General features: G+C 68.8%; 15 protein-coding genes. 7 read left to right on the top strand and 8 right to left on the bottom strand.

Going from position 1 to position 24,940, the window contains the following annotated elements; all coding sequences use genetic code 11:
* Both G7B67_RS03360 and leuS read right to left on the bottom strand, forming a co-directional pair.
* A complete protein-coding gene (locus tag G7B67_RS03360) occupies nt 1-717 on the bottom strand; it encodes an LPS-assembly lipoprotein LptE (protein ID WP_243412228.1) in 717 nt (238 codons plus the stop codon).
* A gap of 70 nt (nt 718-787) precedes the next feature.
* Complete coding sequence (gene leuS, locus G7B67_RS03355) at nt 788-3,523, bottom strand: leucine--tRNA ligase (protein WP_166207835.1); 2,736 nt, start codon at nt 3,521-3,523, stop codon at nt 788-790.
* 119 nt (nt 3,524-3,642) lie between these two features.
* Between leuS and G7B67_RS03350 the strand changes: the two genes are divergently transcribed.
* From G7B67_RS03350 to G7B67_RS03320, 7 genes are all read left to right on the top strand, one after another.
* Nucleotides 3,643-5,340 (top strand): sensor domain-containing diguanylate cyclase, encoded by a 1,698-nt coding sequence (locus G7B67_RS03350; RefSeq protein WP_166207832.1) that lies wholly within the window; start codon nt 3,643-3,645, stop codon nt 5,338-5,340.
* A gap of 53 nt (nt 5,341-5,393) precedes the next feature.
* A complete protein-coding gene (locus G7B67_RS03345; protein ID WP_166207829.1) occupies nt 5,394-6,737 on the top strand; it encodes a metal-dependent hydrolase family protein in 1,344 nt (447 codons plus the stop codon).
* 76 nt (nt 6,738-6,813) lie between these two features.
* Complete coding sequence (locus G7B67_RS03340) at nt 6,814-7,050, top strand: SemiSWEET transporter (protein ID WP_166207826.1); 237 nt, start codon at nt 6,814-6,816, stop codon at nt 7,048-7,050.
* 124 nt (nt 7,051-7,174) lie between these two features.
* Nucleotides 7,175-8,068 (top strand): thioredoxin, encoded by an 894-nt coding sequence (gene trxA, locus G7B67_RS03335; RefSeq protein WP_166207823.1) that lies wholly within the window; start codon nt 7,175-7,177, stop codon nt 8,066-8,068.
* Between the two features lie 107 nt (nt 8,069-8,175).
* Nucleotides 8,176-10,251 carry a bifunctional serine/threonine-protein kinase/formylglycine-generating enzyme family protein gene (locus G7B67_RS03330; protein WP_207780858.1) on the top strand — a complete coding sequence of 692 codons (2,076 nt, stop codon included), beginning with the start codon at nt 8,176-8,178 and terminating at the stop codon, nt 10,249-10,251.
* 210 nt (nt 10,252-10,461) lie between these two features.
* Entirely contained in the window at nt 10,462-11,172 is a 711-nt protein-coding gene (locus G7B67_RS03325) for a DUF502 domain-containing protein (RefSeq protein ID WP_166207820.1), read from the top strand.
* Between the two features lie 8 nt (nt 11,173-11,180).
* Complete coding sequence (locus G7B67_RS03320; protein WP_166208234.1) at nt 11,181-11,957, top strand: queuosine precursor transporter; 777 nt, start codon at nt 11,181-11,183, stop codon at nt 11,955-11,957.
* Nucleotides 11,958-12,023: 66 nt separating this feature from the next.
* On the opposite strand, the gene G7B67_RS03315 is transcribed toward G7B67_RS03320, so the two are convergent.
* From G7B67_RS03315 to G7B67_RS03290, 6 genes are all read right to left on the bottom strand, one after another.
* Nucleotides 12,024-15,059, bottom strand: coding sequence for a ligand-binding sensor domain-containing diguanylate cyclase (locus tag G7B67_RS03315; RefSeq protein WP_166207817.1), 3,036 nt, complete (start codon nt 15,057-15,059; stop codon nt 12,024-12,026).
* A gap of 304 nt (nt 15,060-15,363) precedes the next feature.
* A complete protein-coding gene (locus G7B67_RS03310) occupies nt 15,364-16,686 on the bottom strand; it encodes a DEAD/DEAH box helicase (protein WP_166207814.1) in 1,323 nt (440 codons plus the stop codon).
* A gap of 452 nt (nt 16,687-17,138) precedes the next feature.
* Nucleotides 17,139-18,542 (bottom strand): M28 family metallopeptidase, encoded by a 1,404-nt coding sequence (locus G7B67_RS03305; RefSeq protein ID WP_341480458.1) that lies wholly within the window; start codon nt 18,540-18,542, stop codon nt 17,139-17,141.
* 192 nt (nt 18,543-18,734) lie between these two features.
* Entirely contained in the window at nt 18,735-22,319 is a 3,585-nt protein-coding gene (locus tag G7B67_RS03300; RefSeq protein WP_166207808.1) for an ABC transporter permease/M1 family aminopeptidase, read from the bottom strand.
* 12 nt (nt 22,320-22,331) lie between these two features.
* The gene (locus tag G7B67_RS03295; RefSeq protein WP_166207805.1) at nt 22,332-23,240 is read right to left on the bottom strand and encodes an ABC transporter ATP-binding protein; all 909 of its coding nucleotides are present in this window, start codon (nt 23,238-23,240) and stop codon (nt 22,332-22,334) included.
* A gap of 101 nt (nt 23,241-23,341) precedes the next feature.
* Complete coding sequence (locus tag G7B67_RS03290; RefSeq protein ID WP_166207803.1) at nt 23,342-24,715, bottom strand: MBL fold metallo-hydrolase RNA specificity domain-containing protein; 1,374 nt, start codon at nt 24,713-24,715, stop codon at nt 23,342-23,344.
* Between the last annotated feature and the right edge of the window lie 225 nt (nt 24,716-24,940).

Raw genomic sequence — 24,940 nt, 5'->3', positions numbered from 1 at the left:
TCAGGGCGTGGACGGCGGCTCGGCGGCCGGCGGTGGCACGGCGGCCGGTTCGTCCGGAGCCGATGCGTCAGGCGCTGACGGCAGCGGGGTCGTTGCCTCCGTTCCCGTCCCGTCCGTCGACGGCGTGGTCGATGGTTCCACCGGCGTCCGGGGCGCGCTCAAGGCGGCATCGATCCGGCGCAGGATGGCGACCACCATGTCCCGGTGCATTTCCTTGGACAGGATCTCGCGCTCGCCTTCCGTGCCCGACGAGTTGTTCGGGACCGAGATGTAATCGCGTGACAATTCGATCACCTGGCGTGGCACCAGCTCACGGCCATCGGCTCCGGTCAACTGGAATACCACGGCATAACGCAGGGAATATTCCTGCGCTCGCCCTCGCTGGTTGACCGACAGTGGCTTGCTGCCCCAGCGCTCCGACACCACGCGCAGGGTGGCCACCGGAGCCGGCGGCTCCGGTGCCGCCGCGGTGGAACCGTCCGTCGGCGGAGCCACGATCACGGGTTCAGGCGCCGGTACCGCACCGGCGCGGGTCATGGCTTCGGACAGCGACTGCGCGAGCGGGCTGTATGGATCGCGGGACACCACCCGCAGCGGACCCAGATCCGCCGGCAGTTGCAGCGGCGCCCGCAGGTGGAACCCACAGGCCGCCAGCAGCAGTGGCAATGCCAGCGCGGACAGCCACGGCAGGGAGGGCATGGTCGAAGTTCTGGTCATGTCGGGAGTCTGGGGGAGGCGGCGGCGGCGGACAAGCACGGGCGACGGAGCGGACGCAGAACGGGGGCGTTCAGCGCGCGACGATGTTGACGATCTTCCCGGGCACGACGATCACCTTGGCGATCGCCTGTCCCTCCAGGAACTTCATCACATGCGGCTCGGCGAGCGCGGCCGCTTCGACCACGGCGCGATCGGCGTCGGGCGCGACCTCGATCGTGCCGCGCAGCTTGCCGTTGACCTGCACCGCGATCGTGAGCGCGTCGCGCACCATCGCCGCGGGATCGGGTTGCGGGAACGCGACATCCTCGATCAGCGATTCGCCATGCCCCAGCACCTGCCACAGCGCATGGCTCACGTGCGGCGTCACCGGGTTGAGCAGCAGCACCATCGCTTCCAGCGCCTCGTGGCGCACCGCGCGGCCCTGGTCGGACATGTCGTCGAACTTCGAGACGTGGTTGAGCAGCTCCATCAGCGCCGCGATCGCGGTGTTGAAGCTGTGCCTTCGACCGTAGTCGTCGCCGACCTTGGCGATGGTCTCGTGCAGCTGGCGGCGCAGGGTCTTCTGCGCCGGGGTCAGCGCGGCGCGATCGACCACCGGATGATCCGGCTGGCCTGCATGCGTGGTCACCTCGCGCCAGAACCGGCGCAGGAAGCGCGCCATGCCTTCGACGCCAGCCTCGTTCCACTCCAGCGACTGCTCCGGCGGAGCGGCGAACATCGAGAACAGCCGCACGGTGTCGGCGCCGAACTTGTCGACCATCGACTGCGGGTCGACGCCGTTGTTCTTCGACTTCGACATCTTCTCGGTGCCGCCGATGTGCACCGGCTGGCCGTCCGCGCGCAGCCTCGCACCGACGACATGGCCGCGTGGATCGCGCTCGACGTCGACATCGGCCGGATTGATCCACTCGCGGCGCCCGTCGCCGGCGTCGCGGTAGAAGGTCTCCGCGATCACCATGCCCTGCGTCAGCAGGTTGCGCACCGGCTCGTCGCTGTGCACCAGGCCCTGGTCGCGCAGCAGCTTGTGGAAGAAGCGGAAGTACAGCAGGTGCAGGATCGCGTGCTCGATGCCGCCGATGTACTGGTCGACCGGCAGCCAGTGATTCGCGCGCGCGTCGACCATGTCGTGCGCGCCTGGCGAGGTGTAGCGGGCGTAGTACCAGCTCGACTCCATGAAGGTGTCGAAGGTGTCGGTCTCGCGCTCGGCCGCGCCGCCGCACTGCGGACAGGTCGTCTGCCGCCACCGCGGATCGGCCTTGATCGGCGAGCCGGTGCCCATGAACTGCACGTCCTCGGGCAGGACCACCGGCAGCTGCTCCTCCGGCACCGGCACCGCGCCGCAGGACGCGCAATAGATCACCGGGATCGGGCAGCCCCAATACCGCTGGCGGCTCACGCCCCAGTCGCGCAGGCGGTAGTTGACGCGTCGCGCACCGCGGCCCTGTGCCTCGAAGCGCGCGGCGATGGCGTCGAACGCCTGCTGGAAGTCCATGCCGTCGAACTCGCCGGAATTCACCAGCACGCCGCGCTCCGTATAGGCGCTGTCCTGCGCGATGCGGCGCTCGAATGCGTCCACCACCTGCACCGCGGCCCGCGTGTCGTAGCTGTCGATCGATCCGCTCCCGCCCAGGGCGGAGCGCATCGGATCGCTGCCATTGCCGAGGTCGCGACCGATCTCCTCGATGGCGTCGCGCACCGGCGGCGGCACGACGACCATGCGGACCGGCAGGTCGTAGGCCTGGGCGAATTCCCAGTCGCGCTGGTCGTGGCCGGGCACCGCCATCACCGCGCCGGTGCCGTAATTCATCAGCACGAAGTTGGCGACGAAGACCGGCAGCGGCTCGCCACTGATCGGATGGATCGCACGCAGGCCGGTATCCATGCCGCGCTTGGCCTGGGTTTCGACTTCGGCCTCGGACACGCCACCCTGCCGCAGCTCGGCGATGAACGCGGCCAGGGCCGGATCGTCCTGCGCGGCGCGCAACGCCAGCGGGTGTTCGGCGGCGATGCTGACGAAGGTGACACCCATCAGCGTGTCCGGCCGCGTGGTGAACACGGGCAACGTGTCATCGCTGCCGGCGATGTCGAAGGCGAATTCGAGCCCCTCGCTGCGCCCGATCCAGTTGCGCTGCATGGTCTTGACCGATTCCGGCCAGCCCGGCAGGTCGTCGAGGCCGTCGAGCAGCTGCTGCGCGTAGTCGGTGATGCGCAGGAACCATTGCGGGATCTCGCGCTTTTCCACCACCGCGCCAGAGCGCCAGCCGCGGCCGTCGATCACCTGCTCGTTGGCGAGCACGGTCTGGTCGACCGGATCCCAGTTGACGACCGAATTGCGGCGATACGCCAGGCCCTGCTTCATCAGCCGCACGAACATGCGCTGTTCATGCACGTAGTAATCGGGCCGGCAGGTGGCGAACTCGCGGCTCCAGTCGATCGCGTAGCCCATGGTCTTGAGCTGTGCGCGCATGTGCCCGATGTTGGCGTAGGTCCACTTCGCGGGCGCGGTGTGGTGCTTGATCGCGGCGTTCTCGGCCGGCAGGCCGAACGCGTCCCAGCCCATCGGTTGCAGGACGTTCTTGCCGGTCATGCGCTGGTAGCGGCTGATGACGTCGCCGATGGTGTAGTTGCGCACGTGGCCCATGTGCAGCGCGCCGGAGGGGTACGGCAGCATCGACAGGCAGTAGAACTTCGGCCGGGCGGGGGCCTCGGTCACCGCGAAGGCGTGGGTGCGCTCCCAGAAGCCGCGTGCGGCGGATTCGACGGCGACGGGATCGTAGGCGACAGGCTCGGTGGACACGGCACGCATGCAGCGGGGAAAGACCGTGCAGCCTACCGCAGCGCACAAGAACCGCCAATCGCAGCGCCCGGGGCGACCCGGGAGACCGGCGCGGTAGCATGGTCCGCCCCGGGTCCGATGCCGCCACCATGCCGCCCACCCCGCTACGCACGCGCAGGATCCGCTTGGCGATGTCGCTGCTGGCGCTGGCGTTGCTGGCGACGGTCGGGGTGGCGACCCTGGTGAGCATCGATCGCGCCGCGACCAGCGTGCGCATGGTCGAGCACACCTTCCACGTCATCGCCAGCCTCCACGACTACAACGCCGCCATGCGCGCAGCCGAATCGGCGGCGCGCGGCTTTCGGCTCACCACGAGTCCGACGATGCGCGCCGAGTTCCACCGCCATGAGGATCGGATCGCCCGCCAGTTGGAGGTGCTGTCGGGCCTGGTCGCAGACAACCCATCCCAGGTCGCGCGCCTGCGCCAAGTGCGTGAATTGACCTCCCAGCGGCTGTCCTTCAGCCGCCGCCTGATCGAGGACGCGGAGCTGGGCAACGCGACGCCGGGGACGCTCTCCGCCGGCGCGCGGGCGATGGCGCGGATCGACGTATTGCAGCAGGACATGCTCGATGCCGAGCAGGCGCTGCTCGCGCAGCGTCGCGCGCAGAGCGCGACCCAGGCTCGCGTGCTGGTGGCCTTTATCGCCGGCGGCACGCTGCTGTCGCTGCTCACCCTGGCTTTACTGCTGCGCGGCCTGCAGCGGGAAGCGCAGCGCAGCCGCCAGCTCGAACGCGAGACCCGCGACGCCGCCGGCGCGCTCGAGCATTCGCTGGCCGAGCTGGCCCAGGTGTCCGAGCAGCGCGGCGCGCTCGCGCGCTATGCGAGCCTGCTGCAGAGCTGCCAGGACCTGGAGGAAGCCTTCCGCGTCACCGGCAAGGTGGTCGCCGAGCTCGTGCCCGGCATTGGCGGCCGCTGCTACCTGTTGCGCGCCTCGCAGGACCTCGCCGAATCGGCGATCGCATTCGGCGCCCCCGTCGTCCCGAGCGAGGACGTCATGCAGCCGGCGCAGTGCTGGGCCCTGCGTCGCGGCCGCCCTTACCTGGTGGCGGACATCGGCAACGGCATCGCCTGCGAGCACATCCAGGCCGAGCGTGCCGCGGCGCACAGCTGGTCGCTATGCGTCCCACTCTCGGCGCAAGGCAGCGCACTGGGCCTGCTGCACGTCAACGGTGGCCCGGACCGGGACCCGACGCAGGCGCAGTTGCTGGTGGAAAGCATCGCCGAGCAGCTCGGCCTGGCACTGGTGAACCTGCAGCTGCGCGAGTCGCTGCGCATGCAGTCGCTGCGAGACCCGCTGACCGGCCTGTTCAACCGCCGCTATCTCGATGAAAGCCTGCAGCGCGAGGTCTCGCGCTGCCAGCGCCGGGGCTTGCCGCTGGCGGTGCTGATGATCGACATCGATCACTTCAAGTCGTTCAATGACGGCAACGGCCACGCCGCCGGCGATGCGCTGCTGGCCGCCATCGCGCAGGCGCTGCAGGCCAACGTCCGCGCCGAGGACCTGGCCTGCCGCTATGGCGGCGAGGAATTCACCGCCGTGCTGATCGAGGCCACCGCCGAGGATGCCAGTCTGCGCGCCGAGCAGATCCGCAAGGCGATCGCGGCGACGACGGTGCAGCACCTGCGGCACACGCTCGGGCCTTGCACCGCATCGATCGGCCTGGCCATGCTGTCGCCCGATGCGCTGACGCCATCGGCGCTGCTCGAACGCGCCGATGCCGCGCTTTACCGGGCCAAAGCCGAAGGCCGCAATCGCGTCGTCGATGCCAGCGTCGTCGCCGCCTGATCCTGCACGCGACCATCGCCAACCATTGCACCCACATCGCCACCGGAGGCTCCATGCGCATCCCACTGCCACGCCCTGCCCTGCTGCTTGCGGCCTGCCTGCTCCCGGGCGCCCTGCTGGCCCGGGAGGCGGACGCGCCGGCAACGCCGGTGACGACCGTGCTGCGTTGCGGGCATCTGTTCGATTCCGCCAGCGGCCGGATCCAAGGGCAGACCAGCATCGTGGTGAGCGGCGAGCGCATCGCCTCGGTCCAGGCCGGCCGCAGTCCGGCACCAGCGGGCGCGCTTGAAATCGACCTGTCCGATGCGACCTGCCTTCCCGGACTGATCGACAGCCACGTGCACCTGACCGACCAGTTCAGCGCCACCACCTACTCCGACCAGTTCCGCCTCAACCCAGCCGATTACGCCATCCGCGGCACGGTCTACGCCAGGCGCACGCTGCTGGCCGGCTTCACCACCGTGCGCAACCTGGGCGACGGCAACAACGAATCCATCGCGCTGCGCAATGCGATCAAGGCTGGGCTGGTCGACGGCCCGCGCATCCTCAGCGCCGGGCGTGCGATCGGCACCACCGGCGGCCACGCGGACGGCACCGATGGCTATCGCGCCGACCTCGCCGGAGATCCCGGTCCGGCGATCGGCATCATCGACAGCCCGGAAGACGCGTGGAAGGCCGTGCGCCAGCATTACAAGGAGGGCGCCGACCTGATCAAGATCATGCCTTCGGGCGGCGTGCTGGACGAAAGCAGCAGCGTCGACAACGCGCAGATGACGATGCCGGAACTGCAGGCGGTCATCGCTGCCGCCCACGACTACGGTTTTGCGGTCGCCGCGCACGCGCACGGCGCCGAAGCCATCCGGCGCGCCGTGATCGCCGGGGTCGATTCCATCGAGCACGGCACCTTCATGGACGACGCCGACATGAAGCTGATGAAGCAGCACGGTACCTGGTACGTGCCGACGATCATCGCCGGCGATTACGTCGCGCAGAAAGCGAAGATCCCGGGTTACTACCCGCCGCAGGTCGCCGCCAAGGCGATGCAGGTCGGGCCGAGGATCCTGGCGACCGCCGGCAAGGCCTACCGCGCCGGCGTGCCGATCGCCTTCGGCACCGATGCCGGCGTGTACCCGCATGGCGACAACGCGCATGAGTTCGAACTGATGGTGCAGGCGGGAATGCCAGCCTCATTCGCGCTGCAGGCCGCGACCCGCAACGCGGCCAGGCTGCTGCGGATGGAGGCCGACGTCGGCAGCGTCGCGGCCGGCAAGTACGCCGACATCGTCGCCGTCCACGGCGACCCGACCGCCGACATCGCGCTGATGAAACACATGGATTTCGTCATGAAGGGCGGCCACGTCTACAAGCTGCACGGCCAGCAGCCGGCGGTGCCGTGAACGCGACCAACCGGATGGTGGACGCGCACGGGCGGTCCATGCCCGCAAGTGTGCGCCAGAGGTGAACGGCGAATGGATGGGGACCGTCGCCGCGATCCTGACGACGGTCTCGTTCGTGCCGCAGGCCCTGCGCATCGTGCGTACGCGCGACACCCACAGCCTGTCGCTGCCGATGTACCTGGTGTTCACCACTGGCGTCGGCTTCTGGCTCGGCTATGGCCTGGTGCTCGGCTCCTGGCCGATGATCGTCGCCAACGCCATCACCCTGCTGCTGGCGGCGACGATCCTGGTACTCAAGCTGCGTTACGGCTGAGCCCGCCGCGGCAAGCCAGGGCTGCCGCGCCGATTCGCTCTTCATCCCGGCGATGCTAGCGTGCACGGTCCCGCGGACCGCGCCGAAACGCCGCCGCCCGCCCCTGACCCACGGATTCCACGCCATGTTTCCCGCCACCGAAGCCCCTGACGCCTCCCACCCCAGCCCGCACGCCTTCGACGCCACCGTCGCCAATTTCGAAGCCGAGGTGCTGAAGAAGTCGCTGGAGACCCCGGTGCTGGTCGACTTCTGGGCAACCTGGTGCGGGCCGTGCAAGCAACTGGGGCCGTTGCTGGAAAAGCTCGCCGACGACTACAACGGCGCGTTCCGCCTGGCCAAGGTCGACGTCGACGCCGAGCAGCAGCTGGGCGCCGCATTCCAGATCCGCTCGGTGCCGACGGTGATGCTGGTCAAGGACGGGCAACTGGTGGACGGATTTCCCGGTGCGCTGCCCGAAGGCCAGCTGCGCGAGTTCCTCGCCCACCACGGGATCGCACCGGCGCCGGCGCCCGAGCCGGGTCCCGCCGCCGAGGCCCCGCCACTGGATCCGCATGCCGAAGTGCTGCGACTGCGCAAGGCGATCGAGGCGGCGCCGGACGAAGACAGCCTCAAGCTCGACCTCGCCTTGGCCCTGCTGGCCACCGGCCATGCCCAGGAAGCGACGCAACTGCTCGATGCCCTGCCGGCGAACCTGTCCACGGACGACCGCGCGGTGCGTGCCCGCGCCCGCTTGGGTTTCGCCACCCAACTTCGGGACGCGCCGCCGGCGGAGGTGCTGCAGACGGCGATCCAGGCCAACCCGGACGACCTGCGGGCGCGTTACCTGCTTGGCGTGCAGCAGATCGTGTCAGGCGACGCCGCCGCCGGGCTCGAGCAGTTCCTCGAAATGCTGCGACGCAACCGCGACTTCGACGACGGCCTGGCAAGGCGGGCGCTGATCGATGCCTTCCGGATCCTCGACGACGAAGACCTCGTCGGTCGCTATCGGCGCAGGATGGCGTCGGTGCTGCTGGTGTGAGCCATGCCGGCACGGCGGCGCGAGGCCTTTCACCCTGCGTCCGCGGCCGATCCGCCATTCACCCAATCCGGCCGCTCGGCGTATGCTCGGGCCTGCCCCGGGGTCCCATGTCCACTGCCTTGACTGAACACCACGTCCCATCGCAGGAGCCCGAAGAGGGGCTGCCGCAGATCCAGGGCTACCGGCTCACGCGGGTGATCGGGCATGGCGGCATGTCGATCGTGTACCTGGCCGAGCAGGCGTCGCTCGAGCGCGAAGTCGCGATCAAGGTGATGCTGCCCGAGGCGCTCGCCGACGAGGTCAGCCGGCGCCGCTTCGAGAACGAAGCACGCACGATCGCCCGGCTCGAGCACCCGCACATCGTCGGCATCTTCGAGATCGGCCGCACCCGCGACGGGCTGCCTTATTACGCGATGCCCTTCCTCGCCCATGGCCACCTGGGCCAGCGCGAGTTCGTCCAGGATGGCGAGGAAAACGGGCACGCCCGCGTCCGCGCGATCCTGCAGGCACTGCTGGCCGCACTGGACTACGCGCATGCGCGCGGCGTGGTGCACCGCGACGTCAAGGCCGAGAACGTCCTCTTCGACGAAGCCGAGCGGCCGCTGCTGGCGGACTTCGGCATCGCCCTGCGCCGCTTCGGCCCGCGCGTGACCACCGCCGGCATGGCGGTCGGCAGCACCGCCTACATGGCGCCCGAACAGGCGCGCGGCGAGGACGTCGACGCCCGCGCCGATCTCTACGCGGTCGGCGTGCTGGCCTGGGAAATGCTCACCGGCCAGCTGCCGTTCCTGGCCGGCGATGCGTTGTCGATGGCGGTGATGCACGCGCAGGATCCCATTCCGCGCTTGCCGCGCCACCTACGCCACTGGCAGCGCTTCCTCGATCGCGCGCTGGCGAAGTCGCCGTCGCAGCGTTATCGCAGCGCCCAGCAGATGCGCGATGCGCTCGAACGCGTGCCCCGCCGCAGCGGGCAGGCCCTGGGCCGGGTGACCGGGACCTCGCACCGGGCGATGGCCGCGATCCGGCGCTGGCCCAGGACCGCCTGGATCGGCGTGGTCGTGTTGGCGGCCGGGGCCACCGGACTGGCGCTGCGGCAAGGCCAACCCGGTCCCGGGACGTTCTTCCGCGCCACGCCGGGCCCGGCCGCCGAAAGCGACCCTGCGTTGCCGACGCCCGGGGCGGTCCCCGGGGCATCGATCATCGCCGACCCGGGCTCATCCATGCTGCGGCCGCTGCCGATTTCCCCCGCGGAGCGCTACGTGATCGCGGCCGAACAGCAACTTGCCTCGCGCAACCTCACCGCACCGGAGGGCGCTAATGCGTTCGAAAGCATCCTGGCCGCGTGGAAGGCCGACCCTGCCTACCAGCTGGTGCCGGTCGTGGCGGGGCACCTGATCGACGCCCTGGGCGATGAAGCGCAACGCCATATCCGCAATGGCGACGACCGTCGCGCGCGCGATTACGTCCAGCAGGCCACCGCACTGGCGACGCAGACGCGACAGGCGGCGAGCCCGGCGATGGCACGTTTCCGGGCCCGCAACCGCACGGCGCTGCAGGCACGCCTGGACCGGGCGGTTGAAAAGCTCGATCGCGCCGGTGCGCTGCAGGTGGTCGACAGTGCGCGCACGCTCGGCGTCGACCCCGCCACCCTGTCGGCGATGGCAGCCAAGGCACAGCGGTTGCCCCAACCCGGATCCACGATCGACGACGATGGCACCCGGCTGGCGCGGATCGACGACCGCATCATCGCGGTGAGCCAGCACGACGTCAGCCGCGGCGATTACGCGCGCTTCGCCGATGCCACCGGACGCGAGGCGGCGCTGTGCCGCGAGCGGGTGTCGTTGCTGCGCATCGTCGCGCCGCGCTCCTGGAAGTCGCCGGGCTTCGAGCAGTCGACGCAGCACCCGGTGGTCTGCGTCTCGTGGGAAGACGCGCAGGCCTATGCACGCTGGCTGAGCCAGCGCACCGGCCGCCACTACCGGCTACCCACGGTGACCGAAGCACGCGCGCTGCCCGGCACCAGGGGCCCGAAGCCGGTCTCCGAATGGCTTGGCAACTGCGGCCCGGACTGCAGCCAGCGCATCAGCGCCGGCCATAGCTGGCGCGGCGCATCCGGCATGCGGCCGCTGGATTCCCAACGCGGCTACGACGATGTCGGCTTCCGCCTGGTCAGGGATCCGTAGGGCGGGTTTCAATCCATCGCCTGGGCGACATCCAGGCATTCGCGTGATCGCCGCGCCGGGCGCAGTCGCTGTTTCGATCGCCTGGGGGCGCGTTGCATCCCCGTCTCGCATCTGATGCTGGCGATGAAGTTCCTACCCCGTGCGTCCAGTCAGCGCAGCATCGCTGTCGTCGCGCATTCACCAGGCACGCGCAGCCCCTACAATCCGCCGATGCAAACGCCCGCCCTCCCCGCACCACGTCCGCCTCGCGCCAGCCTCCAGCGCATCTTCATCACCGGACTGCTGACCCTGCTGCCGATCTGGCTGACCTGGGTGGTGGTCAAGTTCGTGTTCGTGCTGCTGTCGGACGCCAGCCGGCCTTTGATCGGCCCATTGCTGCACAACATTGCCGAAATGCATGCGGCCTGGCATTGGGCTGACCAGGCCTGGGTACAGACCGCGCTGGCGCTGCTGGCGACGCTGGCGGTGATCATGCTGTCCGGGCTGATGGCCCGGCGCGTCGTCGGCCAGCGGTTGCTGCGCTGGTTCGAGGCGCTGGTCGGACGCATCCCGCTGGCCAGCACGATCTACGGCAGCGCGCGCAAGCTGCTGGACATCCTGCAGACGCAACCCGACGGTACCCAGCGCGTGGTGCTGATCGACTTCCCGCACAACGAGATGAAGTCGGTCGGGTTCGTCACCCGCATCCTGCATGAGCAGGGCACCGGCCGGGAACTTGCGGCGGTCTACGTGCCGACGACGCCGAACCCGACTTCCGGCTACCTCGAGGTGGTGCCGGTGGAAAAGCTCACGCCCACCGACTGGACCGTCGACCAGGCGATGAGCTTCATCATTTCCGGCGGCGCGGTGGCGCCGGATTCGATCCCCTTCTCGGTGCATGCGCCACGTGCCGCGGGCGATGCGATCGAGGGCACGGCTTGAGTACGGCTTTGACGGGCGCGCGTCCCCTGGAAGACCGCAGCACGCTGCTCTTCATCGGCCTGGCGGCGTTCTTCTGCGTCAATGCCGTGCTGGCCGAATTCATCGGCGTCAAGATCTTCGCGCTGGAGGACACGCTCGGCATCGCACCGCTGCAGTGGAACCTGTTCGGCCAGACCGGCTCGCTCAACTTCACCGCCGGCACGCTGCTGTGGCCGATCGTGTTCATCATGACCGACACGGTCAACGAGTATTACGGCCGCCGCGGCGTGCGTTTCATCAGCTGGCTGGCGGCGGGACTGATCGTGTACGGATTCGCGTTCGCGTTCGTCGCGATCCACCTGGCGCCGGCCGCATGGTGGGTGACGGTGGTGAAGGACCAGGGCGTGCCGGATTACCAGGCCGCGTTCGCCGCCGTGTTCGGGCAGGGACTGTGGACGATCTGGGGTTCGCTGATCGCTTTCATCATCGGCCAGCTGATCGACGTCAGCGTGTTCCATCGCATCCGCCGCCACACTGGCGATCGCCATGCCTGGTTGCGCGCGACGGGTTCAACCGCAGTGTCGCAGGTGGTGGACAGCTTCGTGGTGCTCTACATCGCATTCGTGATCGGGCCGCAGCACTGGCCGACGTCACTGTTCCTGGCGGTGGGCACGCTCAACTACGCCTACAAGATGCTCGCCGCGATCGCGCTCATCCCGCTGTTGTACCTGGCGCGCGCGGGCATCCATCGTTACCTCGGCCACGATCGCGCGCTGGAGCTGCGCGAACTCGCCGCCGCCGGTTGACGCTGGCGGCGACGGGGCGCCGCGCGAGCGAAGATGTCGCGTTGCGGCCGTCCCCGTCCCGCGTGCTCAGCTCGCCCGCGCCGTTGCCTTCCACACCACCGCATCGGCGTCGCCGCGTGAATCGAGGATCCGTCCGCGACCGAATCCGACGATGTCCTGCCCGACCGCGACATCGTTGCCGTCATCCTGCAACAGGCAACCGACCCAGCCATCGCGACCACTGCTCTTGGCCGCGTACAGGCACTGGTCGGCCAGTTCCACCGCCTGTTCCCAGCCGAAGCGTTCCGGCGCGCCGGGCAGCAGCGGGAATGCAGTGAAGCCCAGCGAGCAGGTCCGGCGCAGCACTGTGCCGTCGTCGAGCACGAACGGGTGCGTGCGCACCGCTTCGCACACCAGCGCCGCCATCGCCTGTACCTGGTGGCGGTCGGCGTTGCGGGCCAGGATCAGGAATTCCTCGCCGCCCCAACGCACCACCACGTCCGAATCGCGGCAGGTCGCCAGCAGCAGGCGCCCGAGTTGCCGCAGCACCGCATCGCCGGCGCCGTGGCCATGGGTGTCGTTGACCTGCTTGAAGTGGTCCAGGTCCAGCATCAGCAGGCACAGGTCGATGTTGCGGTCGCCGGGATCGTCGCCCCTGCCGGCGCTCGCGCGCGCCAGCGACCGCTGGCGCAGGCAGCGCGCCAGCTCCTCGGGCATGAACACTGACAGGTAGCGGCGGTTCTTCAGGCCGGTGAGCGGGTCGACCATGCTGGCTTCCTCCAGCGCGGCGTTCGCCACCTGCAGGTCGCGGGTGCGCGCATCGACCAGCGCTTCGAGCGCGAGGTTCCTTTCGCGCAGCCGCGCCAGTCGCCAGCGCATCGCGGCCATCGCCAGCAGCACCAGCGAGACCACGGCGATGGCGATGAACCACCACGTCAGCCACCACGGCGGCAACACGACGATGCTGCGGGTGGCGACGTTGCCGTAGCGGCCATCGCCATAGCGTGCCCGCGCCTGGAAGCGGTAGCGCCCCGGCAACAGGCCGGTATAACGCGCCTCGCTCACCGACGTCTGGCGCCAACCGTCCTCGAACCCGAGCAGCCGCACCTCGCGCTGCAGGTCGGCGGTGTCCAGGAAACCGAGCGCGGCGAAGTGGAACGTCAACGCGCGGTCGCGCCACGCGACTTCGCCGGACCCTTTCAGTTCGCGGGCGCGCGCGTCCTGCACCGACTGGATGAAGGTCGTCGGCGGCGGGGGCGTACCCCGGTCGGTGTGCACGCTGAAATGCGCCAACCCGTTGGCCATGCCGAACCAGGCATCGCCATCGGCATCGGCCCAGAACCCATTGGCCGCCGCATCGTCGCCCGGCAGGCCCTCGGCGCGGCCGAAGCGCTCGACGCGTCCATCGCGCCAGCGTTTGACGCCCATCGCGGTGCCCAGCCACAGACCGCCGCCCGCGGCCGGACCGGAGGAGTAGATCGTGTCGCCGACCAGCGCATCCGGGCCGCTGACCTGCTCCACCGCGATGGCACCGGCCGCATCGACGCGCACCCGGCTCAGGCCGTCGACATTCCAGTAGCTGATCCACATCGCGTCGTCGCCGGCCGCCGCCAGCGTTTCGATGGCGTCTTCGCGCAACCGGTCGCGGGTCGTCAGGCGACGCCAGCGGTGGCCGTCGAACAGCGCCAGTCCGCGCATGCCGGCGGCCCACAGGCGGCCCTTGCCGTCGCGCGCCAGCTGGTTGACCTGTTCGTCGGCCGTGCCACCGGGCAGCGCGACCTGCGCGAAGTCGTAACCGCGGGTTCCGTGCACGACGCGGTGCAGGCCATGGGCGATCGTCGCGATGTACAGCGCGCCGTCGGGTCCGTACGCCATGCTGTTGATCGTGCTCGGACCGTCGGCGCTGGCCAGCGGCACCGATACGAACGTCGACGTGCCCGGCGCCCGCAGCAGCAACGTGTTGTGGCTGGCGTGGCCGCTGTTGCCACCGATCCACAGCTCGCCCTGCGGGCTTTCGGCGAAGGCGTAGAACGAGCGTTGCTGCGTTCCCGGCAGCGCGGTCCAGTGGCCGCGGTCGTCGGCATGCGCGACGCCCCGGTTGGTCGCCGCCCACAATACCCCCGCACGATCGCGGAACACGCCCCAGACCGTGTCCGACGGCAGGCCCTGGCGACGGGTGAAGGCGCTCCAGGCCAGGCGTCCCTGCACCTGCTGCACGCCTTCGCTGCCGACCCACAAGCTGCCTTCGCGATCGACCAGCACGGTGGTCGCCCACTCGTTGGGCAGCCCGTGGGCGACATCGAACAGCAGCCTGCGATCGCCATCGAAACAGGCGATGCCGCGATTGCTCGGCGCCCACACCCGCCCGGACCGGTCGAGGACCAGTTCGCCCTTCTGCACCGCCGCGCCCGGTAGCGTGGCGGTCAGGTTTTCGTAGTCGCCATCGAACGTGGCCAGCCGCAGCAGCATCTGCCGGCCGCGCAGCCAGATCCGACCGCGCGGGTCGCGGACGATGGCCTGGACGGCTTCGTCGATCGCCGCGGCGGGCATGCCGCGCGAACGCCAATGGCCGTCATGCCGCCAGTACAGGCGTTCGCCCACGGCGAAGTACGCATCATGGCCATCGGCCGAGCGCCAGGAGGCACCGGCTTGCGCCGGCACATCGGCGACGGCGGCCATGCGCCCGTCGCGGCCTTCGAAAAACCCGGTGGTGGTCGACGCCAGCAGCGTACCGTCGGCCGACCCGCCCAGGCCCAGCACCTGCCGCCCGGGTAGCAGCACGCCGCGCACGTGCGGGGCGCGCGCCGTGCCGCGCCATGCGACCACGCCCTTCTCGGTCGCCACCCAGAGGATGCCGTGCGGGCCCGCGCGCAGCAGGGTGACGCCCTGGCTGGGAAGGTCGGTTTCGCCCACCCGCTGGAACGCGCTGCCATCGAAGCGGAACAGGCCGTCCTCGGTACCGACGAAGAGGAAGCCGTCGGCATCCTGCGCCAGCGAGGTCACCGCCTGGTTGCGCAAGCCCTGGTCGGCGCCATAGTTGCGGAAGGCATAGCTGCCCGTGGGGCCTGCCGCGAATGCATCGCGCGCCAGCGCGGCCGCCAGGAGCAGCACGATCCAGCCCATGCAACGCGCAACGCCGGCGAACCGGTAGCGGCGCGCCCGCAAGTGATGGGGAGCGATGGCATCCGCGGCCCGGACCGCGGGAACGAACTGACTGCCCACGCGTGGCACCTGCCTGTGCGCGATCCGTTTCGATCCGGCGACGCGCACCCCTGCAGCGCCCTGGCCGGCTTCGTCCTTGAACATCGCGCAGCGTAGCGCCGGTGGCGCGTGTTGCCGCGGCGCGCGCGGCGAACTGCGGTCTGGGTCGCAGATAAGCGAAAGGCCGGCAGTGCCGGCCTTCGCATACATCGCAGTTGCAACGTGATCAGGCGCGCGTATCGCGCCGACCGGCGTAGGCGCCCTGCCCGCCACCCGACCGCTGCTTGGGACCGGCATGCGAGGTACGCGCGGCCGGGCGCCCGTGCGGACGACTGCCGGGACGGCTCGGCGGACGCTGCCCATCGCGCTGCCCGCCACCGTTGCGCGGGATCGGCGTATCCAGCCGGATCGGCTTGCTCGGCGCGTAGCCGTCGACGACGTCCATCACCAGGTCGACCTTCAGCATGCGCTGGATCTGCCGCAGCAGGCCGCCTTCTTCCGGCGACACCAGCGACAGCGCCTCGCCCTGCGCGCCCGCGCGGCCGGTGCGGCCGATGCGGTGGATGTAATCCTCCGCGACCATCGGCAGGTCGTGGTTGATCACCAGCGGCAGGTTGGGGATGTCCAGGCCGCGCGCGGCGACATCGGTCGCCACCAGCACGCGCGCCTTGCCGGCCTTGAACAGGTTCAGCGCCTTCTGCCGCTGCGCCTGGCTCTTGTTGCCGTGGATCGCGACGGCCTTCAGGCCGGCGGTTTCCAGCTGCTCGGCCAGACGATTACAGCCGTGCTTGGTCTTGCCGAACACCAGCACCTGGTCGGTGTGGCGCTTGGTCAGGATGTCGATCAGCAGGTCGCGCTTGCGCGAACCGTCGACCGGATGCGCGCGATGCACGATGGTGTCGGCGATGGTGTTCTTCGCCGTGACCTGCACCTGCTTGGGATCGCGCATGAATTCCATCGCGAGCGACTTGATCTGCTCCTCGAAGGTCGCCGAGAACAGCAGCGTCTGCCGCTCCTTCGGCACCCGGTTGAGGATGCGCTTGATCGCCGGCAGGAAGCCCATGTCGAGCATGCGGTCGGCTTCGTCCAGCACCAGGATCTCGATCGCGTCGAGCTTGGCGCTGCCGCGCTCCAGGTGATCGATCAGGCGGCCCGGCGTGGCGACGAGGATGTCGGTGCCACGGCGCAGGTGGTCGACCTGCGGGCCCATGCCTGCTCCACCGTAGATGCTGGTGACGTTCAGGCGCAGGTGGCGGCCGTAGGTCTTGATGCTGTCGGCGACCTGCACCGCGAGTTCGCGGGTCGGGGTCAGGATCAGCGCGCGCGGCTTGCGCGGGCCGTTGGGCGGGGTTTCCTTCGACAGCCGCTGCAGCAGGGGCAGCGAGAACGCGGCGGTCTTGCCGGTGCCGGTCTGGGCGCCGCCAAGCAGGTCGTGGCCGGCCAGCGCCAGCGGAATGGCTTCCAACTGGATCGGGGTGGGCGTGGTGTAGCTGTTTTCGGCGAGCGCGCGCAGCAGCGCGGGCGAAAGCCCGAGGGTTTCAAACGTCATGTGGAGCTCCGTTCTGCAGCCCGCACGACAGCGGCATGACTGGTCCGGGACCAGCGCACGACGTGCGATGCGAGCATTACCCGGAGCGTTCCTTGAACCGCGCTGCGAGTGGTCTTTTTGACGGCGCCGGATGTTCCGGGCCGTGTCTGCGCGACGAAAGGCGTGCGGGGAGAAGGCCGCGATGGTCGATGTTGGAAACTTCGACCCGGCGGCAGGCTTACCTAGGAAAACGGATCAGCCGTGCGCAGAACGAGGCGGACTCTACGCGAAGACGGCTGAATGCGCCAGTCGTACCGGGGGTCCGTTCAGCTGCGGCCGCTCCTTGACCTCGCGCTGGCTGGACCAACGCTGGACGACACCGTCATCCCCGCAAGGGCGGGGATCCAGCGACGCTGCCGTTTTCCGCCCTCCAGTGTCGCCGGGCGGCCGCGCGCCCGGCACGCGGGCCGTCGTCAGTCCGTTTCCGGCGCCGCGGGAGACCGCTCGAAACTGCCCGCAAACCCCGGGAACACCACCGGGCTCTCCCAGCCATCGGCGCTCACCGACGACACACCGAAGTAATAATCGTCGATGTTGATGCCGGGCAGCTTCAGCGAGGTCGCGTCGCCCGCGTCGCGCGCATGCTCCCACCGCGGCGCGGTGGTCTCCCGCCACCAGACGCGATAGCGCTTGGCTCCCGGCACCGGCTTCCACGAGACGGTGGTGTCGTAGGCGACTTCGCCCTGGATGGCGACGCCCGATGGCGGCGCCGGCGCCATCGCCAGCGATGCCATCGTGATCGCATCCAGGCGGGTCACGTTGGCCAGATAGTCGAAGTCGACATGCTCGATGGTGTCGCCGTAGTGCACGCCGTCCACGGTGCGGATGTCCTGGTGCTGGTGGGTGTAGTCCTCATGCGATTCCGTCACCCGCACCGCGGGGAATCCCCGGGCGAGGAATTCCACCTGGTCGCCGCCACGGCCGTAGCGGTCGGTCCGGTACACCACGCGGACGCGGAAATCCTCCAGGTAGCGATCCGCCACGCCCTGCATGTAGCGCGCGAGGTTGCGTGACGGCGAGTCGATTTCACCGCCGTGATAGCGCCGGTACTGCGCCTGCTCCAGCGTCTCGTTGCTCTTGGTGCCTTCGGAGAACACCCGCACCGTATGCGGATCGCTCTGCCCATCGCCGCCGTTGGGGCTGCCGACGATGTCGTTGTTGAGGTTGGCCTCGACCTTCCAGCCGTGGTTGACCGCGTATTGCGCGATCACCTTGCCGCCGTACAGCCCCTGCTCCTCGCCCGAATCGGCGGAGAACACCAGCGTCGCCGGGAACCTGTACTTGCTGAGCACGCGCGCGGCCTCGATCAGCGCCGAGACGCCGGAGGCATCGTCGTTGGCGCCAGGCGCATCGCCGGTCGCATCCATGACGTCGGTGCGACGGGAATCCAGGTGCCCGGTGATCACGATCACGCGATCAGGGTCGCTCGTGCCGCGCTGGATCGCGACCACGTCCATGACCTCGACGCCTTCGGGCGGGGTCCGCTTGCCGGTGAAGACCTGCGATGGCGTGACGACCTGCAGGCAGCCATCGCAATCCTTCGAGATCGCCTCGAAGCGCGATTTCACCCAGCGCCGGGCGGCGCCGATGCCGCGGGTGTCGGACCGGGTGTCGGACAGGGTGCTGCGGGTGCCAAAACCGACGAGCGCGGCGTCGATCTCGTGCAGCGACTGCGGCGAGACGGCCTTGGCGATCGCGGAGAGTTCCGGATGCTGGGGGCCATCGCCTGACGGCGCCGCGGCCTGGCCCGCGGCGAACGCGCTTCCCGACAGCAAGGTGACCAGCAATGCCGACAACGGCAGCGACAGGATGCGCATCATGTGCTCCCACCAGTGTGTGAGTCGGCACCATAGACCAGCCCCCGGAGGGTGCCAATCACGCCATGTCACCCCTGGTAGCCCGGGCAAGGCCGCAGGCCGCACCCGGGACCTTCGCAATCCGCCCGCGTCGCCTGACCCGGGCCAGGTATTGCCTCGCCGCCATCTTGACGCTGCCTTCGCACGTCCGCGCTATTGCACCGTCACCCGCTTGCGGTTGTCGTCCGACACCCGGTCGATCAGCTTGTTGTAGGGATCCAGGCCGGCCTCATACGGCGCCTGGTCGACGACCACTGTGATGACGGGATCGCCGCTGGTGATGTGGTGGCGCTTGAGGTACAGCACCTTCTCGTCGGCTTCCTTGCCCGAGGGACCGCGCGCGAACACGCCGACATCCATCCAGTCGTCCAGCCTGCCCGCGGTCTCCTTGCCCTTGCCGTCGGCGTAGCGCTTGGCGGCATGCAGCTTGAGCGTGACCACGTACTTGCCGTCGCCGCGCTTTTTCGCGGTCGCATCCACCACGCGGTCGTCGTAGAAGCTGATCTTCTCGAACAGGTCGGTGATCAGGCCCTGCTGGTCCGGCCTGGCTTCGGCGCGGATGTACTTCAGCAGGTCCAACGTGGTCGGGTACGGCGGCGGCTTGTACGCCCAGTCGACCAGGAACCTGTGCAGCGCACGGTTCAGGGCCGCCTCGCCCATCTCCTCGCGCAGCCGGTAGAACACCAGCGAACCCTTGCGGTAATGGATGTACTGCTGGTTCTCGACCCGGTACAGCGGCAGTTCCTCGATGGCTTCGCCGCTACGACCCGAGAGATACCGGTCCAGTTCGGTCTTCAGGAAGCGCCGCATCTTCTCGCGCCCGTATTCCTTCTCCATCACCATCAACGCCGAGTACTGGGCCAGCGACTCGGACAGCACCGTCGCGCCCTGGACGTTGGCGCCGATCACTTGGTGCGCCCACCACTGGTGCGCGACCTCGTGCGCGGTGACGTAGAACACGTAGTCGATCGCGTCCTTGTCGCGCAGGTCGGCGATGAAGCCCACCGATTCCGAGTAGGGGATCGTGTTGGCGAAACTCTGCGCGAAACTGTCGTAGCCCGGGAACTCCAGGATCCGCACCTGGTGGTGCTGGTACGGGGTGAAGTTGGCCTCGTAATACGCGAGCGACTTCTGCGTGGCCTGGATCATCCGCTCGACGTTGTAGGGGTGCTTTGCGTCGTAATAGACCTCGATCGGAATGTCGCGGAAGGCGCCCTTCTTCACCTGCCAGCGCGCCGACAGGAAGGAGTAGAAGTCGAGCATCGGCCGGTCCATCGCGTAGCTGAAACAGCGGCGGCCGTTGCGGGTGAACGCCTTTCGCAGGTAGCCCGGCGACAGAGCGACCTGGTCCGGCGCGGTGCAAATCGTCGACCTGAAGTCGATCCAGTCAGCGTCGTCGGTGAGGTAATTGTTGGCCCAGGCCCTGGTGTCCTCCAGCTTCGGCATCCGCGTAGGCTCGCCGAGGCCGCGCTTGCGGCGCTCGTTGCGATCCTGGATCTCGCCCTGCGGCTGGTAGCCGAAGATCGGGAACATCTGGCTGGTGATGAAGGTGCCGTTGCCCACGATCTGGTGCTGCGCGGTTTCGTTCCTGATCCCGGTGGGATGGAAGTCCAGGTCGAAGGCGACGTCGCGCTGCTCGCCTGGCTGCAGCGGCCGGTCGAGGTGGTAGATCCGATAGCCCAGGAGCCGATCGTCGAGCGCCAGCTTCGCGCCGCCCAGGTCGATGGCCGTGAGGGTCCTGTCGTCGGCGACCTGGACGTGGACGTCGGGGATCGGCGTCGCGTACGGGTTATGCACGCGATAGACGCCGTGCACGCGCATCGACTGCGTTTCCGGATGCAGGTCGACGTCGGTGCTGACCGCCAGCACCTTGGGCTGGTGCAGGTCCCTGTATTTGCCGAAGTCACGCTCATAGCGCGCCTGCAGGTCGAGCTGCCTGTCCGGCGGGATGTAATCGTTGCGGACGTTGGTATTCCAGAACAGGAAGCCGCCGACCGCAACGAACGCCACGACGCTGGCCGCAAGCGCGATCCCGCTGCGGCCCTGCAGGCGCTGCCTGGCCAGCGCCCAGCGCTGCTTCGCACCGGCGTCGGTGCCGCGCACCCACAGCACCGAGGCCAGCAGCAACAACGCGAGCACGAACAAACCCCAGTAGGCCTTGAACCACAACTGCGGCAGCAGGAAATGCCCGAAGCCGTTCATGTCCGAATACGGCGCATTCGGCCAGCCGTCGAAGTTGTAGAGGTTGTGGGTGAAATCCAGCGTGCCCAGCACCGCCTGCAGCACCAGCACCAGGATCACCAGCGCATAGCCGATGAACTTGTTGTTGGTGAACACCTGCAGGCACAACGCAAGCCCGCCCATCAGGATGAAGCCCACCGACTGCAGCAGCAGCGTGCCGACGTACACGCCGGGTTCGATGTGGGTGTAGCCCTTGCCCAGCTGGATCGCGACCGACGCCAGCGCACCGGCCGCCTCGAACGCCAGCACCACCAGCACCAACGTCGCGAACTTCGCCGCCAGCGGTACCCAGTTGGGCACCGGCAGCGCATCGCTGACATCGTTGATGCGCGCGCCACGCTCCTTGAACACTAGCTCGCCCGAATAGAACAGCACGATGATCACCAGGAACAGCCCCATGCTGTTCTGGAACGCCACCAGCATCTGCGAGGTCACCGGATAGATCTTGGTGCCGTACAGCATCTGCGCGTTGAGCGCGTTGGCCATGAAATTGGCGATACCGAAGACGAGCATCACCAGGAAGGTCACGCTGCGCAGCACGCCGACGCTGTCGAACCGCAACTGGCGCAGGAACTGCCGCCAGGGCGTGGCGGGGGTGAACACCGGCTCGATGCGCCGGATCCCGCCCTTCGAGGCGACGGCGGTGCCTGCATCCGGCTTGGCCGCGCGTGCCTTGCGCCCCCAGCGGCGCCCGGTCCCGCTGCGCCCGGTGCGGAACAGGGCGAAGGTCGCCGCGAACAAAGCCAGCGCCACCGTCGTCCAGAGCGCACGATTGGCCAGGATGTAACCGGCGATCGCCGGCAATCCCGTGTTGCGCTCCTCCGCCGACCAGTAGCGCATCGTGCGCCCCAGCGCGCGCTGGCCCAGCGGCTCGACCAGGGTCGCGATCCAGACGCTGTCCAGGTCGCGCGTCAAGGCCCCGCTGACGCCGTAGAGCACGATGAACCCGAGTACGCCGATGTAGACCCACAGGATGTTGCGCGTGGTCACCGCCAGCAGCGCGAGCAATGCGCCGGTGAACAGCAGGTTGGGGATCACGAACACCGCGAACGTCCACAGGTACGGCTTGAGCGAAACCGGCCCCAGGCGCGCCGGATCGATCCACGGCATGAACTGCGCGATGAACATCCCCAGCGCGATCACCAGGTACACCACCAGGCTCGCCAGCAGCGCCGCGCCCAGGCGCCCGAACAGGTAGTCGCGGCGGCGGATGGGGCTGGCGAAGAACAGTTCCGACGTGCCGAGCTCGAAGTCGCGCAGCAGCGCGCCGCTGATGAAGATCGTGATGACCAGCATCCCGATCAACGTGAACACCGTCAGCCAGGTGGCGATGACGCTGGGCGCGTTGCGATACACGTTGCCGATGCCGCCGCCGATCTGCACCGCATCGCTGGCGCTGGCACCGAAGCCCAGCAGCGCGAACAGCACCGCCAGCAGCCACAGCAGCGGGGAGCGGAGCTGCTGGCGCAGCTCGAAGCGGAAGAACTCGAGGATCATGCCGGCGCTCCGTCAGGCGTGCGCTTGCGCGGCATGCCGGGCCTGCAGGCGCAGGCGCTGGAAGTACACGTCCTCCAGGTCCGGGGCGACCAGTTCGAAACCCGCCTCGGGTTTGGCGCTGGCGAAAACGTGGATCACCGGATGCCCGCCGACAAGCCGTGTTGAAAGCACCGTGTACCGCGCTTCGTAATCGGGCAACGCGGCCTTGGGCACCTGTTTGCGCCAGACCTGCTGGCTGAGCGCGTCGATCGCGTCGTTGGGCCTGCCGGTGAGCAGCACCTGGCCCTTGTTCATGATCGCCATCGTCGGGCACAGGTCGGTCACGTCCTCGACGATATGGGTGGAGAGGATGACCGCGACGTTCTCGCCGATCTCGGCGAGCAGGTTGAGGAAGCGGTTGCGCTCCTCCGGGTCGAGGCCCGCGGTGGGTTCGTCGACGATCACCAGGCGCGGATTCCCCAGCAGCGCCTGCGCGATGCCGAAGCGCTGGCGCATGCCACCGGAATACGTGCCGAGCTTGCGCTTGCGCGCCTCCCACAGGTTGACCTGCTGCAGCAGGCCGTCGACGACTTCGCGGCGCGGCTTGCGTGCGGTCAGGCCCTTCAGCACCGCGAAGTGTTCCAGCAGGTCCTCGGCGCTGACCTTGGGATAGACGCCGAAATCCTGCGGCAGGTAGCCCAGCTGTCGGCGCACGGTGTCCTTGTCGCGCAGCACGTCGATGGTTTCCCCATTCGAACCTTCGAGCGACGCGCTGCCGCGATCGGCGCTCTGCAGCGTCGCCAGCGTGCGCATCAACGACGACTTGCCGGCGCCGTTGGGTCCGAGCAGGCCGAACATGCCGCGCGGAATGTCCAGGTTGACGTCGTGCAGGGCATGCACGCCGTTGGCGTAGGTCTTGTCCAGACCGCGGATGACGAGCATCGATGTTCCCCGAAGGCCCGGGCGGGCGTGGGGGCATCCTACGGGCGACGGCCGGCCCGCGGCCATGGGCAGATGGTCATGCCCCATCGCCGCTGGCCTTCTCAGGCCTCGATGACCATTCCCGGCCTCGCCAGCTGCACTTCGATGCCGTCGCGCTCGCCGATCTCGCCGGCCAGCGCCTCGCGCCCCTTGTCCTCGCCGTGCACCAGTACCAGCGGCGGATGATCCTCGAAGCCGCCATACCACTCCATCAGTCCGCGCTGGTCCGCATGTGCCGACAGGCCGCCGACGGTATGCACCTTCGCATTGACGCGGAAATCGCGGCCGTGGATCCGCACCCACGGCGCGCCGTTGACCAGCCGCCGGCCCAGCGTGCCTTCGGCCTGGTAACCGACGAACACGACGTGCGATTCGCGCCGCGAGATGTTCTGCATGAAGTGGTGCAGGATGCGGCCGCCATTGGCCATGCCGCTGCCGGCCAGGATGATCGCGCCGGACTGGATGCGGTTGATCGCCATCGATTCGTCGCGCGTCCGCGTCATCCGCAGGTTGGGAAGGTGGAAGGGATCGGGGCGCTGCTTCCATACCCGTTGCGCGTCGGTGTCGAACAGCCCCTGGTGGCGCGCGTAGACCGCCGACACCTTCGCCGCCATCGGGCTGTCGAGGAAGATCTGCCAGCGCGACAGCTGCCAGTCGTCCCAGTGCATCGCGAACCAGTACAGCAACTCCTGGCTGCGGCCGACCGCGAACGCTGGGATGCAGACGTTGCCCTTGTCGCGCCACGCGGCTTCGAAGATGTCGCCGAGTTCGCTGATCGTCTCCGCGCGATCCTTGTGATTGCGGTCGCCGTAGGTCGATTCCATCAGCACCAGGTCGGCGTGGGTGACGGTTTCCGGATCGCGCAGGATGGGCGTGCCCTTGGGCCCGAGGTCGCCGGAAAACACCAGCGTGCGGTCGTCGGCGTGCAACTCCACGATCGAGGAGCCGAGGATGTGCCCGGCATCGTGAAAGACCAGGTCGATGCCCGGAAACACTGTCGTGCGCGTGTCGTAGGGCAGCGGCTTGACCAGGCGCATCGCCGCGTCGACGTCGTCGCGGGTGTAAAGCGGCTGGACCTCCGGCTCGCCCGGCCGGCGATGCGCGTTGTCGCGCTCGGCATCCTGTTCGGCCAGCGACGCGGAGTCGAGCAGCATGATCGGCATCAGGTCGGCGGTCGCGGCCTGCGCGTAGATCGGTCCCTTGAAGCCGCGCCTGACCAGCAGCGGCACGCGGCCGATGTGGTCGATATGGGCGTGGCTGACCACCAGCGCGTCGAGCCCCTGCAATGGGAAGGGAAAGTCGGCGACGTTGCGGGCTTCGGCGTGGCGGTCGCCCTGGATCATCCCGCAGTCGAGCAGCAGGCGCCGTCCCGCGGCTTCGACCTCATGCATGGAGCCGGTGACCTCGCCCGCCGCCCCGTGGAATCGCACGCGCATGTCGCCTCCCAGGTGGCCCGCGACCGCCGCCGGCGAACCGGGCCACGTTAGCACGGGCTTTTCTGCTGGTTTTCCGTGCACGTGAAGATTCCATTAGCGTCGTGACATGACCTTCGACACCCCCTTCACCGGGGTGGCAACGCTACAGTCGACGGATGCGTCGGGCGGGACCCGCGCGCACCCCTCGCCATGACATTCCCCGGCGCACCCGCCGGTTCTCCTCCA

Source organism: Cognatiluteimonas telluris, assembly GCF_011320095.1.
In the GTDB taxonomy this organism is placed as follows: domain Bacteria; phylum Pseudomonadota; class Gammaproteobacteria; order Xanthomonadales; family Xanthomonadaceae; genus Cognatiluteimonas; species Cognatiluteimonas telluris.
The sequence above is the reverse complement of the archived record's forward strand: the minus strand, read 5'-3'. Positions and strand labels throughout refer to the sequence as shown.

Excerpts from the sequence above, each read along its gene's own strand:
- G7B67_RS03300 (WP_166207808.1), bottom strand. The coding sequence starts at position 22,319 with ATGATCCTCGAGTTCTTCCGCTTCGAGCTGCGCCAGCAGCTCCGCTCC.
- G7B67_RS03350 (WP_166207832.1), top strand. The coding sequence starts at position 3,643 with ATGCCGCCCACCCCGCTACGCACGCGCAGGATCCGCTTGGCGATGTCG.
- G7B67_RS03360 (WP_243412228.1), bottom strand. The coding sequence starts at position 717 with ATGACCAGAACTTCGACCATGCCCTCCCTGCCGTGGCTGTCCGCGCTG.
- G7B67_RS03340 (WP_166207826.1), top strand. The coding sequence starts at position 6,814 with ATGGGGACCGTCGCCGCGATCCTGACGACGGTCTCGTTCGTGCCGCAG.
- G7B67_RS03345 (WP_166207829.1), top strand. The coding sequence starts at position 5,394 with ATGCGCATCCCACTGCCACGCCCTGCCCTGCTGCTTGCGGCCTGCCTG.
- G7B67_RS03305 (WP_341480458.1), bottom strand. The coding sequence starts at position 18,542 with ATGCGCATCCTGTCGCTGCCGTTGTCGGCATTGCTGGTCACCTTGCTG.
- G7B67_RS03290 (WP_166207803.1), bottom strand. The coding sequence starts at position 24,715 with ATGCGCGTGCGATTCCACGGGGCGGCGGGCGAGGTCACCGGCTCCATG.
- G7B67_RS03325 (WP_166207820.1), top strand. The coding sequence starts at position 10,462 with ATGCAAACGCCCGCCCTCCCCGCACCACGTCCGCCTCGCGCCAGCCTC.
- G7B67_RS03310 (WP_166207814.1), bottom strand. The coding sequence starts at position 16,686 with ATGACGTTTGAAACCCTCGGGCTTTCGCCCGCGCTGCTGCGCGCGCTC.
- leuS (WP_166207835.1), bottom strand. The coding sequence starts at position 3,523 with ATGCGTGCCGTGTCCACCGAGCCTGTCGCCTACGATCCCGTCGCCGTC.
- G7B67_RS03295 (WP_166207805.1), bottom strand. The coding sequence starts at position 23,240 with ATGCTCGTCATCCGCGGTCTGGACAAGACCTACGCCAACGGCGTGCAT.
- G7B67_RS03315 (WP_166207817.1), bottom strand. The coding sequence starts at position 15,059 with ATGGGCTGGATCGTGCTGCTCCTGGCGGCCGCGCTGGCGCGCGATGCA.
- G7B67_RS03330 (WP_207780858.1), top strand. The coding sequence starts at position 8,176 with ATGTCCACTGCCTTGACTGAACACCACGTCCCATCGCAGGAGCCCGAA.
- trxA (WP_166207823.1), top strand. The coding sequence starts at position 7,175 with ATGTTTCCCGCCACCGAAGCCCCTGACGCCTCCCACCCCAGCCCGCAC.